We start from the raw sequence: 13,228 nt of genomic DNA, 5'->3' as shown, positions 1-13,228 counted from the left end.
AGTAATACTTTGAAAACATCCTCAAGTAAGAAAGTTTTTGTATCTCCTGGTGTTAATGTAATTATTACAATTCTACATGTCTAATGAGGAAAAAATATACCGTATACTATATACAGTTGGATATTATCAGGAATCATTTTGCACGAAAGAAAAGACACTCCATATGAGTGTCTTTTCCAATAGTTTTTAGCAGAAGCAAGAAGCTCCAACGATGATTAATAAAATGAATAACACAACTAATAAAGCAAAGCCTCCCGAGAAGCCACAACCGCCACAACTACCACCATAACCCATAATAGTTCCTCCTTTAGATAAGAGGGGAAAACTAAGGTTCACTCATGTATTTTAATGGATTCGTTTCATCTTATGTTTTTTCGTATTGATTGAGCAGGTCCTTTCGAAAACTATTCACATATTAACTATATTTTTAAAAATGAATAATTCAACTATAACAATAAATAGATAAATTAATATAATGTATTAATTCTAAAAGAAGGGAGGAATAGCCATGCAATTAGTTTGTTTTAAAATAGTAAGTGGTCAGTATTTCTTGTTTGTAGAAGGTATTCAAATTCCTGTACCAATTCCAGCAGTTGCTGCAGCTTTATTAATTGGTTTAGGAGTAATTCCACTTTGTTCTTAATGTAAAGAATTCGGATCATTCCTATCTTTTCATTGGAAAAGCCTCAAATATATGAATACTTGAGGCTTTTCTTATAATTGAGAAAGACACTTTAACGCGGCTGAAGATCTCCTGATTTAACTAATGCGGCCGTTACATCATCACCGAAAGTATTGAGACAGAATACTTGCTCGTCTACCGTATCCATCACTGTAGCTTCACCTATCTTGCCACCTTGAAGTTTAATAAAATAGTTATGTTCTTCTAAAATTTTACTAAAATCTCTATTTGCCCATCTTTCAGTAATTGCTAATAGCTCTTCTTTATTCTTGAAATTGTTTCCGTTTAGAATGTTTCTTACTTTCTCTGCATTCTTTTTGGACATAGGGGTTGCTCCCTTTCCTTCACACGCTTTTACTTTTTGATGAGTCATGCTATGCATAGCTGAAATAACTTCTTCTTCAGTAGAAGTTACTGTAATGTGAAGTTGTGCATTTGAACCTTTCACTTCTGCTTCATTCGATAGTGTGTCTTCTTTATTAACCTCTGCAAAAACATGGTCCTCACTCTCAAGCGGGACTTCAGCAAACTGTAACATTCCATAAGTCATACCAGTTGCAAGTACTACTACACCTATAATAGATGCTAGCCAATACGTTAGCTTTTTGTCCATCTTCATTTCCCCTGTCTTCGTTTAAATATCTTAACTAAAGAGTACCATATTTAATTCCTTTTTATTGAAGTGTCTCTAATTTTTACTATAAAAAACGTATAAATCATTTAATACCAATATAACAACTTCACAATCATGACTATGCCTATTCTCATAACAGGATCTATATACGATGTCACTAAATCATCTGGTGAACTATTAGTTATTAGTACGGCTTTGCATCCTTATTCTCAAAAAGGATAATTATTGTACATACCAATTCTTATGTATAAAGACACCCAAAACAAGTGTTACGAAAAAAATATAAAAAAGACATCTTTTCTAGGGAAAGATGTCTTTTTTATATAAACCTTAATGTTCGTTCTGTAAAACCCTCGCTGCCTTTACTCCTTCTTTCTCTTCTTTTAAGAATAACGATACGATAAATGCAACAATAATAAAGATTAACCCAAGTGCAAATGCACCTTGGAACCCTGACGTTAAACCGTTTAACTTCTCTACTGGATCCAGTGGATTTGCGGAGCTTTCCATATACTTAGTTGTTCCTGAAGACATTTTCGAAATAAAGATAGCTGTACCAATTGCACCAGCTACTTGTTGCAACGTACTAAATAGTGCTGTTCCGTGCGGATATAAATCTGGTGTTAATTGATTTAAACCGTATGTTTGTGCTGTCATGACAAACATGAGTCCAACCATTAATACGCTATGCATAATAATAATTTGTACCATTGATGTATCAGGAGTAATGCCTTTAAATAAGAACATTGCAATTCCTACTAAGACAATGCCGGGAACGATAATAACTTTCGGACTAAATTTATCAAATAGTTTACCTGCGATTGGTCCCATTATGGCGCTAATAACACTTCCCGGAAGCATGATAATTCCTGATTTAAAAGCTGTAACGAGTAAAACGGTTTGCAAGAACATCGGTAATAAAGTCATCGTTGAAAATAACGACATCATCACAATGACAATTAATCCAACTGATAATGTAAACATCGGAACTTTAAATGCTCGTAATTCTAAAATTGGATTCTCAATTTTCAATTGTCGAACGGCAAAAATACATAATGAGATAAGCCCAACAATTAAAGTGCCATACACTTTTGCATCGGACCATCCTAAATCACCCGATGCACTAAAGCTATACACAAGCCCGCCAAATCCTAATGTCGATAAAAGGATAGATGGGTAATCTACTTTTGGCCTTGTTAACTCTGAAACATTTTGAATGTACTTCATCCCAATCATAATGGAAATGATCACGATAGGAATAACAATATAGAATAACCAGCGCCAATTTAATGAATCCACAATTACTCCAGATAATGTAGGGCCAATTGCCGGAGCTGCCATCATCACGAGTGCGATTAATCCCATTGTCGCACCACGTTTTTCAGGTGGACAAATGATTAAAATCGTATTCATTAATAACGGTGTAATTAACCCCGTCGCTACAGCTTGGACGATACGGCCAATTAATAAAACGGAAAATGTCGGTGCGAATCCCGCAATTAATGTACCGACTAAAAACGTTACCATAGCGATCAAAAACATTTGTCTCGTTGTGAGCCATTGCTGAAGTAATGCTGTAATTGGAACTAAAACCCCAACTACTAACATGTATGCTGTAGAAAGCCATTGAATCGTTGAAGCCGTTACGTCAAATTCTTTCATTAATACCGTTAACGCATTTCCAAGTAATGTTTCATTTAATAATGCAACCATTGCACCTAAAAGTAATGCAATTAAAATGGGGGTATGTTTCAAATTAGAAGTATCAACTTTGCCACTTGCTGGGCTCTTAGTTGTCATATTCATTTACAGATTCTCCTCCTGTTTCTTACTTAAAAAACTTTAAATACACCGGAACACATGTAATATAATATACATATGTAGATTAAAAAGGGAGAATCAATTTTCAGCCACTGTATATTTAATCTACAAAAAAGGAGAATTGTAGATGAACGATAGTGAAAAACAACTTGATTTACGTATTAGACGTACACATAAATTACTGTGGGATTCCTTATTTGAATTAATGACGCAATCAAAACAGAAATATAGTACGATCACGATTAACCAAATATGTGACCGCGCAATGGTACACCGAACAACCTTTTATAAACACTTCGAAGATAAAGATGCTTTATTAACATTTGGATTTAAACGATACAGCAAGATGATTGCTGAAATACCCGTTTCAGATCGATTAAGTAAACCATTTCAAGTAATGGAACAATTTCTACACCATGAAGAAATCGGTAAAATATTAGAGACACAAATGTCTGATGAACAATTTATTAACCGGACACAGTATTTAAGTCACGAAACGAGAAAACAAGAAATAGAAGTGTTACATCAACTGCGCAAAAATCATACGATGCCAAACGATTTAATCATTGAGTTTTATTCAGGGGCAATCACCTCATTAAGCGCATGGTGGTTTAAAAATGAAAGAAGCGTTTCTGCGGCTGAAATGGATAGGTATCTCCACCAACTTATTAATCGGGATATTTTTCAGTTTGAAGAGGAATAAGACTACACCTTTTCAATCATGCAATCAAATTGACCACAAAATAGGAATATGATATATTTTCCGTAGAATACTATATAAGTGTAACAGCGAATAAATTGGCATATAATAAAAAGAAGAGATGCGCTAACATCTCTTCCTTAACTGCTACCGTATAGGGTGGTGGTTATTATACGTTATTATTTTTTACGAAACCCACCCTTTTGCTTCCTACGGCGCGGAGTGGGTTTTTTGTTGTCCTTACCCAGAAGTTGCTTCCGCAAAAAATACGCTGAAACTTCACGTACAGTCGCTTTTACAAATTCTTTTACAAGATCAAACAAAAACTCCATATTATCACCCCCTTTCCTTCCAAATGGAAAGAAGGGATAACCACCCACCCTCACAATATGCAGTTGACTTTATTTTATCAAATGATTGTAAAGATATTATGTAAACAAAACAAATGAAATTTTACATAGAAAAAAAGCCCTTCTAAACCGGGCTTTTCTATCACCATTATTTAGCGATCTTCTTCAAATCCGAACTTTCTATAATTGAAAGCAGTCCACCTTTTATTAAGATGGACCATAACCAATAAGATGAGCAATTATAACTGCTATTAAACCGATTGAGTATTCAATGAGAATTAAAGGAAGAATCCACCTTGCCCACCTTGTCCATGAAATTCCTGCGATTGCTAATCCAGCCATTAGCGTACCACCTGTTGGAAAAATAATATTTCCAATACCATCGGCGAATGAAAAGGATAATACGGCTGTTTGGCGTGTAATGTCCAATAAATCTGCAAGTGGCGCCATAATAGGCATTGTCAACATCGCATGACCACTACCTGATGCTAAAATAAAATGAATCGCTACTTGGAAGTTGTACATTCCAACAACACTTAAAAAAGGAGATACATGTTTCATTTCTTCCGACACTTGATACAGTAGTGGGTCTATAATATGCCCTTGATTCAATACGACTAAAATAGCGCGTGATACACCAATGATTAAAGCTCCCCCGATTAAAGATGCCGATCCTTGTGTAAAAGATTCTACTGTATCATCAAGAGATATCTTGCCAAGAATTGCAATGATTATAGTTAAAATAATAAATAAGGCTGCAATTTCTTTTATATACCACTCGTACTTAATAACACCAAATACAAGAATAATATAATTGATTAAAAAGGCCGTTAATATCCATTTATGTCTTTTTGTTAACTCTACTTTCGCTGTTAGTAAGCTGTCTTGCTTCTTTGTATCGAATTTTCCGTAAATTCCGCTTACAGGATCCCTCTTTACTTTCATAGCATGACGATAGACGAATGTAACAGCAATTACATATATGATTACGAATAAAATGAGGCGGAACCCCATCCCTGAATACATAGGAAGACCTGCTATCCCTTGCGCAAGCCCGACTGTAAACGGATTCATAATTGCCGTTGTAAATCCAACAGACGCTCCTACTAGTACCATCGCAGTTCCTGTTATCGTATCAAATCCAACCGCAAGAGCTAGCGGAATAAATAGAGGTACATACACTAAAGCTTCCTCCGCCATTCCCATTAATGATCCGCCAAGCGCAAAGAACAGCATAATAATAGGAATCATTAACTTTTCACGGTTAGCAAGTTTTTTTGCCATCGTTGAAACAAGAGCCTCAACCGTACCGGATGCCTTTAATACACCAAAAAAACCTCCAATAATAAGAATAAAAAAGATAATATTAGCAGCTTCTACCATCCCTGTAGGAATAGATTTTACCGTATCAAAAAATCCAAGTGGCGTTGATTCAATCCATTTAAATGAATTTGGATCTACTGTTGTATACCCATTTTTTTCAATCTGTTCATATTTTCCTGCTGGCAATATATGTGTAACAACAGCCGCAATAACTAGCAAGACAAGTAACATTGCAAATACGTTTATTTTCCATTCTTTTCTTTCCTTTTTTTCTTCTGGCTCGAATGAAACTGCCTTCTCTGATACTTGACTCATATACCAATCCCCTTTGCAATAGAGTGAAACTTTAATCATTGGGGGATTCGTTCATCCCCCAATGATTATTACTTTTACAAGCAGCCGGCAGCCTGGTTTCCCCACTACCATGACGTACCAAGCTATCCACCAATTCTTTTATTTATAACACGCTAGGATTTAACTACCTTTTTACTAATTTCATTTACAAATTGGTTAAATAAACGTTGCTGCAAGACATCCCTTTCCGACATCATTTCTGGATGCCATTGAACCGCTGCTACATAACGATGAGCTTTGGATTCAATAGCCTCTATCACACCATCAAAAGACCATGCGCTCGCCTCAAAATTTTCCCCTAATGTTTTCACTGCTTGATGGTGAAAAGAATTAACCATTAAAGATTTTTGGCCAATAGCCTCATAAATTTTCCCCTCTTCCAGAAGATCTACGGAATGAGAGCCTTGCCATTTACGGAACTGTTCTCGAACATGGAAATATTCTGGTCCCATCTCGTGCTCTAAGTCTTGATAAAGAGATCCACCAGCTGCAACATTTAACACCTGTAATCCTCGGCAAATTCCTAGAATAGGAATATCTTTTTCTAAAGCCTGCTTTGCCAAATTTAATTCAAAATTATCTCGTTCTTCCTCTACAGTACCTATATACGATTTTGGAGTATCACCGTAATAAACTGGATTGATGTCCGCGCCACCAGCCAATAACAATCCATCTAATTGATTAAGTGTGGACTCAATTTGATCCACTTCCTCAATTGGAAGTAGAACAACCGTTGCACCTGCTCGTTGAAGTGAACGGATGTAGTCATAAGAAAAGATAGCCATATCCTGACCTGGTAGCCCTCGTAAGCCCTCCTTTCCTATTTCACTATGATCAATATAATACCCAGTAACACCAATTAGTGGTTTCATTTTCTCTCACCTCATAATTTAAATGGTTTCGTTGTCTTTCTCTGTTGAAATTGTATACTCTTAACCTCCCTTTTCTAGCAAGTGGTAAAGAATTAAATATGTAAATTACGACTCTACTCATTTCATTATTTCTTTACACACCATTGATATAAGCAAGTATCGTGCCAACATCGAAATTAAAGTGATTATTTACATATTTTTAAATATTTTGTCGTTTTATCGGTGTTTACTGTGTTGAAATGTATTATAATTGGTTATTAATTGGCTACATAATAACCAATTAATAACCAACTTTAGACCAATTCCATTCAACTAAAGAGGTGCTCTATGAACAAATTTGAAACTAACCACATTGTATTGATCACCGTTTTAAAAGAAACACGAAAAGCCCTACATCAACAACTAACGGAGATGGTAGGTGATCTCATAGATATCGAAAGTTTTTCTGTAGAAGAAAGTATTCCAAAAGTATTTCATTCTACATTAATCTTGTTACCTAATACATTTACGATAGAAACGGTGAAAGACTTTATTGGGGAAAACTGCGAAGTAATAATAGCAAAACGAACATTAAATTATGAAAACGTAGACCAGCTTTTATTTTTACCAGAAGGAACACAAGCCCTATATGTGAATGATAATCATAAAACAGTATACGAATCAATTGAAACGATGCGTCAATTGGGGCTGAACCATATTGAATATGTCCCATACTATCCTGGAAAAACGAATGTACAAATGATCAAGCTCGCAATCACACCTGGCGAACTTGAAATTATCCCTGATTTTGTAGAAAAAGTAATTAATATTGGTCATAGATTAATAGATATTACTACAATCATGTCCATTCTAGATCGATTTCATTTAATGGAGGAATCAGGTAACCACGTTTCTGAGAGATACTATCGAAAAATAGTAGATTTAACAAAGAATTTAGCTAAAGCTCATCGACAACTTCATCAAGTTATTGATGGTGTTGGTGATGGCATACTAGCTATTGATTATGAAGGAAGAATTGTTGTCTTTAATGAATTTCTGGAAAGCATGCTGAAAATAAAAAGTAAAAATGCTATTGGTCATCCGATTGATGCCATTATTGATAATATTGATTTAGTAAACCTCATCCTTTCGAATAAGCAACAAGAAAGTGGAATATTTGTTGTAAACGGCTTGGATGTAATAGTGGAACGTCTACATATAAATGATCAATCGATTATTGTTACTTTTAGAAATGCCCTTAAGACCATCGGGTTTGAACGTAAATTAAGAAAAGAATTTGTCAAAAAAGGTTATGTAGCAAAATACAATTTTCATAATATCGTTGGCATTAGCTCTACGATCCAAGACACGAAACAAATTGCCAAAAGGTTAGCTAAGACTGATTTAACTGTATTAATTGAAGGTGAGAGTGGTACCGGAAAAGAGTTATTTGCAAGTGCTATTCATAACGCTTCCCAGCGAAATAGCGGCCCTTTTCTTGCTGTTAACTTTAGTGCTTTATCGGATGATTTAGTCGAAAGTGAATTATTTGGTTATGAAGACGGAGCGTTTACCGGAGCAAAAAAGGGCGGGAAAATGGGATTATTTGAACAAGCAAATGGCGGCACTATTTTTTTAGATGAGATTGGAGATATTAGCCTGAAACTTCAAGCACGACTACTTCGAGTATTGCAGGAAAAAGAGATTATGCGCGTTGGCGGAAGCCAAATTATCCCGATAGACGTCCGGATTATTGCAGCAACCAATAAGGATCTACTGAAAATGATTCAAGAAAATATGTTTAGAGAAGATTTATACCATAGGCTTAAAGTACTCTTTATACACCTCCCCGAATTAAGGACACGCCGAAATGACATTGAATTATTAGCTAAACATTTTGTCACACTATCGGACCCTAAAGTCAAAATTGAACAAGAACTAATTGAAGAACTTCAAGGATATCCATGGTACGGAAATGTACGAGAACTTAAAAATACGATAGATTACATGCTTGCTGTCCGTACCGGAAACCAAATAACAAAAAATGATTTGCCTAATCAACATTATTTTCAAAAGCCTCCACATAAGAAAACAAATAGCGATCAGGCAGAAAATATTAAACCCTTTTCTTCAAGTTCAAACGCTCTTGATCAAGAATCACTTTTCATCCTTACCCTTATCATGAATTATGAAGAAAAAGGAAAGGCAATCGGACGAAGAATTATTTCTGAAAAGAGCCAAGAAGTCGAAATGAAATTAACTGAGGCACAGGTTAGACACCGATTGAACTTCCTGAAGATGAAAGGTTATGTGGAAATAAAAAGAGGTAGAGCAGGGATTCATTTAACAAGAAAAGGGTTGGAGATTCTACATAGTCTTTAATCAAGGTTCGGATTTTCAGATACATAGAGGCTGTTTTATAAACAGCCTCTTTTTTTATGGAATAAAACGTCGATAAATTTAAGTTACAAATATTCAGAATTAATATTAAAATGAACAATAGGGATAGGGGTATGGGCTTATAAAATTTATACATAACGAGGGAATAGAAATGAAACTACAATTAAAAGCGGATTTAATGTTACTACTAGTTACATTTTTTTGGGGTGCATCCATCCTACTTACAAAACTTGGACTTGATGGCATAGAAGAATATAATTTAATCGCATTACGATTTATTATCGCTTTTCTTTTATCAGGTTTAATATTTTACAAACATTTATTTAAGATCGATTTTAAAACTGTAAAATATGCATTTATACTCGCTTCTGTCTTATTTATCGTTTACATTTTCGCGACTTTCGGTACAAAGTATACGAGTGTTTCTAATGCTGGTTTCCTACTATGTCTCACAGTCATTTTCATTCCAATATTATCAGCTATATTTTTAAAACACATTCCGGAAAAGAAAGTGATAGTAGGGATCATTTTAACGATAATAGGAATCGGCTTATTAACATTAACGAGCGAATTCAAAATCGGTAACGGCGATATATTTTGCATACTGTCTGCCCTGTTTTATGCGATCCACGTCATCATTACTGGAAGTGTAACGAAACATGTGAATTCCATTGCACTTGGAGTTATACAACTCGGCTTCGTCGGCCTATTTAGTCTTATTTTTTCATTCATTATTGAAACGCCAAAACTGCCTAGCACAACCAACTCATGGCTCATCATTCTAGCCTTAAGCATATTTTGCACCGCAGTCGCATTCATCGTGCAAGTTATTGCCCAGCAATACACGACGCCTACACATACAGGACTTATCTTCTCATTAGAACCTGTCTTTTCCGCAGGCTTTGCTTTCATTTTCACAGGTGAAACGCTGACAGGAAAAGGATACTTAGGGGCTACGCTTATATTGTTGAGTGTGCTAATTGCTGAGTTAGATTTTAAGAGTTTGTTGAGGCCTAATTATAAGAAGAATATAGAATAAACATTTCACTATGATCAATAAACATACCCCAGAAAAATATGAGTTTATATTATTTTCATTCTCTTCACTTAGATTTTCCTTTTTAATAAGACTTTTTTAGATGCTATCTTCAAATAAGGTAGCATCTAAAAAATGTTAAAAGGAATTTTCTCCCTAGTGTCTTCTTATATTTTATGTAATCTGCGTATTTAACCTTTTCTACGCTCTTTAATTACTTACTGAATATAGTCATACAGATTTTTCGCCAACAATAAACAAGTTACTGTAATGAAAAGAGCACGAACATACCCGCTTCCTTTTTTTATAGCGAATTTGGAGCCAACAATCCCTCCAGCAATTTGAGCAATCCCCATTATAAAACCATATGCATAGTTGACTTGCCCTACATACATAAACATCAACAATGCACCAACATTACTTCCTAAATTAAGAAGCTTCGCATTACCTGCTGCTTTTAAAAAATCATACCCAATAAATAAAAGAGAAAACATTAAAAACGAACCTGTGCCAGGCCCTAGAAATCCATCATAAAAACCAATAGCAAAAACAAAAAAAGTAAAAATAATGACGTGTCGACCAGACAATTTCTTATGAGTGGAAATACTACCCCAATCCTTTTTGAATATCGTATAAATAGCCACCGCACCAAGCATAATCAGCATCAATGGCTTCAGTATTTCTGGATTCATTAAATGAACGGTCCATGCCCCTATTATGGAACCTATGAAAGTGAGCGGAACTAATTTAAACGCCGATTTCAAATCAAGATTACCAGAACGATAAAACACAATATTACTAGTTGCACTTCCCATTGTCGACGCTAGTTTATTCGTAGCTACTGCACTTGCTGGATTCAGTCCTGTAAATAATAAAGCTGGTAAAGCAATGAGTCCACCACCACCTACAACTGAATCAATAAATGCAGCTACAAATCCAAAAACAATCAAAATCATTAATACAGATGGGTCTAAATAAAAATCCATACTATTAACCTCCCCTTTAGTCACTATTCGAATAGTAACTAATAATTTGCTAAATGTAAACAGTTATTGTAACGTTAAAATATAAAGTGAAACTTTAATCAGTGGGGCCACTGATTATTAGTTGAACCAATCGGGCTTTTACGGGCAGCACGACCCCCACCTAACTTCTTTGCTTCCGCTGAATTTTGAGGTGGGAGTCTTACTGCCCGTTAAAGCGGGATAAAAGCAAACATCGGAGGACGAAAAAAGTGGACTACATAGTGCAACAGCTTAAAAAAATTGGTTTCAATGAATATGAAGCTAAATCTTATGTATCTCTTGTTAAACAAGGGCCTGTCACAGCCTACCAAGTGAGTAAGGATTCGGGTGTCCCAAGAGCGCGAATTTATGAGATTTTAGGTAACCTTGTAGAAAAAGGAATTGTCATGAAGGAAGAAATAAATGACACCACTCGCTATTCACCTCTACCTGTTGAAATCTTTTTACAGAAGGCGCAAACAGAATGGCAGTCTACTTACGAAGGAATAAGTGATTCATTAAAAAAACTAGAAACTTCCGAGGAAAAAACGGATAATCGAGTGATTACTTTAAAAGACAATCAAACAATCATTAGCTATTGTCAGGCATTAATAAAAAAAGCAGAACGACGTATTGTCATTTCAATGTGGGATGAGATGTATGAAGCGTTAAAAGAAGATCTATCTGAAGTAGCTGATAAAGTTACAATACAAGGTATTACCCTGCATGTTGAAAACCCAATTAAAAATCTAGAAGCCCATCGCATAACACCTTATACAGAAACCTTGTCTACAGAACATTGGTTTATTGTATCGATAGATTCTAAAGAGATGATTTATGGACCATCACTTGAAGAGCGTAATATTGCTTTTTATACAGATGACCCCGTTCATATATACTTATTAGAGGATTATGTATGGCATGATGTTTTAGTAAATCGACTTGTCCGACGTAGCCAAGATGACTTGCAGCAATGGATTACTGCAGAGAGAAGATCTTTCTTTATGGGGAAATGAGGAACATATTCAAGAGCAAACCAAAAGATTTGCGTATTAAACCTAACAACTTCTCCGTACAAAAATAGCCGACTATTATATAATAAATATTCGGCTATTTTTGTATAAATTTATACAGACGCTGCCATTACCCCAGCGATTAATGAGATAAACGCTTCTCCCACTCTTTTACCTTTTCAATTGTTACATCTAATTTTTTAGCTATTTCTTCTACACTCATTCCTTTAAAGAGCATTCCAGCTGCCGAAAGTGCTTTATCAATTTCTTCTTGCTTCTCTTGCTCATATAAACGACCTACTTTTGTCATCCGTAACCACTCCTTTACCTTTTTCGCGTAGTCTTCATCAATAAATTTATCTGTAGCTACAAGAATCCCAGCAATAACTTGAATTTGTTCTTGCTCATCGGAGATACACTTTGCTACTTCTATCGTTTTTTCAATTAAAATTTGTCTTTTCTCTCTACTATGCATAAGTGGTACAAGTATTAATTTCATGGTTTCTTCATCCGTCAAAGATTTTCCTTCTTCCATTTTTCTAATAATCTTTTGAAGAATGGCATCACCATTGTATTCATTTAGTAAAACCGCTTTAGAATTTAAACGTATACTACATACATCTATTTCTTCTATAGGATTCATTACCTCACTTGTATAAATAACTACGATTCGAATATCCGGTAACTCTTTCCTCTTATTATAGTAACGATACATAATTTGATTCGCATAATCCATATACTTCAAATGGTTTTCGAGGAAACGGGTATTACTTTCATACTCTAACATTAAAATTGAACCATCTTCCATTTCAAATAAAGTATCTGAGCGCCTTTGATCTGCACGAACTCTCGAAAATTCATTTAGCAACAATTCTTTTATTCTTGGATAACCTTTTAACCCATATGCTTCAAGCCCTTTATCCCTATAACATTCACTTAAAAACTTCATCAGAATATCTTTATTATGATAAGAAATATCATTTCCTGCCAATAGCTAATCCCCCTTAACTATTAGTTACCATTTTCTTTATTATATAACTTATAAAATTAGCGTTACAAC

13 protein-coding genes are annotated in these 13,228 nt (G+C 35.0%); 5 read left to right on the top strand and 8 right to left on the bottom strand.

Going from position 1 to position 13,228, the window contains the following annotated elements; translation table 11 throughout:
- Positions 1-186: 186 nt before the first annotated feature.
- Positions 187-294 (bottom strand): YjcZ family sporulation protein, encoded by a 108-nt coding sequence (locus DN400_RS10510; RefSeq protein ID WP_000540375.1) that lies wholly within the window; start codon positions 292-294, stop codon positions 187-189.
- A 214-nt stretch (positions 295-508) separates the two neighbouring features.
- Here DN400_RS10510 and DN400_RS29840 point away from each other — a divergent pair, with 214 nt between their 5' ends.
- Positions 509-643: a hypothetical protein gene (locus DN400_RS29840; protein ID WP_001177693.1), complete on the top strand. Its 135-nt coding sequence runs from the start codon at positions 509-511 to the stop codon at positions 641-643.
- 91 nt (positions 644-734) lie between these two features.
- Here the strand turns inward: DN400_RS29840 and DN400_RS10505 are convergent, their stop codons facing one another.
- Positions 735-1,295: a PRK06770 family protein gene (locus DN400_RS10505; RefSeq protein ID WP_065228391.1), complete on the bottom strand. Its 561-nt coding sequence runs from the start codon at positions 1,293-1,295 to the stop codon at positions 735-737.
- A 351-nt stretch (positions 1,296-1,646) separates the two neighbouring features.
- Positions 1,647-3,122 (bottom strand): MDR family MFS transporter, encoded by a 1,476-nt coding sequence (locus DN400_RS10500; protein ID WP_023521301.1) that lies wholly within the window; start codon positions 3,120-3,122, stop codon positions 1,647-1,649.
- Positions 3,123-3,264: 142 nt separating this feature from the next.
- On the opposite strand from DN400_RS10500, the gene DN400_RS10495 reads away from it, so the two are divergent.
- A complete protein-coding gene (locus DN400_RS10495) occupies positions 3,265-3,840 on the top strand; it encodes a TetR/AcrR family transcriptional regulator (protein ID WP_065228389.1) in 576 nt (191 codons plus the stop codon).
- Positions 3,841-4,016: 176 nt separating this feature from the next.
- Here the strand turns inward: DN400_RS10495 and DN400_RS29385 are convergent, their stop codons facing one another.
- From DN400_RS29385 to DN400_RS10485, 3 genes are all read right to left on the bottom strand, one after another.
- A complete protein-coding gene (locus DN400_RS29385; RefSeq protein ID WP_000394757.1) occupies positions 4,017-4,169 on the bottom strand; it encodes a hypothetical protein in 153 nt (50 codons plus the stop codon).
- A gap of 225 nt (positions 4,170-4,394) precedes the next feature.
- Positions 4,395-5,825: a YfcC family protein gene (locus DN400_RS10490; RefSeq protein WP_147801674.1), complete on the bottom strand. Its 1,431-nt coding sequence runs from the start codon at positions 5,823-5,825 to the stop codon at positions 4,395-4,397.
- A 152-nt stretch (positions 5,826-5,977) separates the two neighbouring features.
- Complete coding sequence (locus tag DN400_RS10485) at positions 5,978-6,736, bottom strand: gamma-glutamyl-gamma-aminobutyrate hydrolase family protein (RefSeq protein WP_065228387.1); 759 nt, start codon at positions 6,734-6,736, stop codon at positions 5,978-5,980.
- A gap of 327 nt (positions 6,737-7,063) precedes the next feature.
- On the opposite strand from DN400_RS10485, the gene DN400_RS10480 reads away from it, so the two are divergent.
- On the top strand, positions 7,064-9,097 hold the full coding sequence (locus DN400_RS10480; RefSeq protein WP_147801673.1) for a sigma 54-interacting transcriptional regulator: 2,034 nt from the start codon (positions 7,064-7,066) through the stop codon (positions 9,095-9,097).
- Between the two features lie 169 nt (positions 9,098-9,266).
- Complete coding sequence (locus DN400_RS10475; protein WP_000776056.1) at positions 9,267-10,154, top strand: DMT family transporter; 888 nt, start codon at positions 9,267-9,269, stop codon at positions 10,152-10,154.
- Between the two features lie 215 nt (positions 10,155-10,369).
- Here the strand turns inward: DN400_RS10475 and DN400_RS10470 are convergent, their stop codons facing one another.
- Positions 10,370-11,137: a TSUP family transporter gene (locus DN400_RS10470; protein WP_000348454.1), complete on the bottom strand. Its 768-nt coding sequence runs from the start codon at positions 11,135-11,137 to the stop codon at positions 10,370-10,372.
- Positions 11,138-11,385: 248 nt separating this feature from the next.
- Between DN400_RS10470 and DN400_RS10465 the strand changes: the two genes are divergently transcribed.
- Positions 11,386-12,171 carry a TrmB family transcriptional regulator gene (locus DN400_RS10465; RefSeq protein ID WP_000384620.1) on the top strand — a complete coding sequence of 262 codons (786 nt, stop codon included), beginning with the start codon at positions 11,386-11,388 and terminating at the stop codon, positions 12,169-12,171.
- Positions 12,172-12,310: 139 nt separating this feature from the next.
- On the opposite strand, the gene DN400_RS10460 is transcribed toward DN400_RS10465, so the two are convergent.
- On the bottom strand, positions 12,311-13,159 hold the full coding sequence (locus tag DN400_RS10460; RefSeq protein WP_000908110.1) for an RpnC/YadD family protein: 849 nt from the start codon (positions 13,157-13,159) through the stop codon (positions 12,311-12,313).
- Positions 13,160-13,228: the final 69 nt, after the last annotated feature.

Source organism: Bacillus sp. AR8-1 (assembly GCF_008042345.1).
In the GTDB taxonomy this organism is placed as follows: domain Bacteria; phylum Bacillota; class Bacilli; order Bacillales; family Bacillaceae_G; genus Bacillus_A; species Bacillus_A cereus.
This window is presented reverse-complemented; position numbering and strand designations above follow the sequence as displayed.

What these genes read in the sequence shown, in the direction of transcription:
- DN400_RS10510 (WP_000540375.1), bottom strand. Translation starts at nt 294, where the DNA reads ATGGGTTATGGTGGTAGTTGTGGCGGTTGTGGCTTCTCGGGAGGCTTT.
- DN400_RS29840 (WP_001177693.1), top strand. Translation starts at nt 509, where the DNA reads ATGCAATTAGTTTGTTTTAAAATAGTAAGTGGTCAGTATTTCTTGTTT.
- DN400_RS10505 (WP_065228391.1), bottom strand. Translation starts at nt 1,295, where the DNA reads ATGGACAAAAAGCTAACGTATTGGCTAGCATCTATTATAGGTGTAGTA.
- DN400_RS10500 (WP_023521301.1), bottom strand. Translation starts at nt 3,122, where the DNA reads ATGAATATGACAACTAAGAGCCCAGCAAGTGGCAAAGTTGATACTTCT.
- DN400_RS10495 (WP_065228389.1), top strand. Translation starts at nt 3,265, where the DNA reads ATGAACGATAGTGAAAAACAACTTGATTTACGTATTAGACGTACACAT.
- DN400_RS29385 (WP_000394757.1), bottom strand. Translation starts at nt 4,169, where the DNA reads ATGGAGTTTTTGTTTGATCTTGTAAAAGAATTTGTAAAAGCGACTGTA.
- DN400_RS10490 (WP_147801674.1), bottom strand. Translation starts at nt 5,825, where the DNA reads ATGAGTCAAGTATCAGAGAAGGCAGTTTCATTCGAGCCAGAAGAAAAA.
- DN400_RS10485 (WP_065228387.1), bottom strand. Translation starts at nt 6,736, where the DNA reads ATGAAACCACTAATTGGTGTTACTGGGTATTATATTGATCATAGTGAA.
- DN400_RS10480 (WP_147801673.1), top strand. Translation starts at nt 7,064, where the DNA reads ATGAACAAATTTGAAACTAACCACATTGTATTGATCACCGTTTTAAAA.
- DN400_RS10475 (WP_000776056.1), top strand. Translation starts at nt 9,267, where the DNA reads ATGAAACTACAATTAAAAGCGGATTTAATGTTACTACTAGTTACATTT.
- DN400_RS10470 (WP_000348454.1), bottom strand. Translation starts at nt 11,137, where the DNA reads ATGGATTTTTATTTAGACCCATCTGTATTAATGATTTTGATTGTTTTT.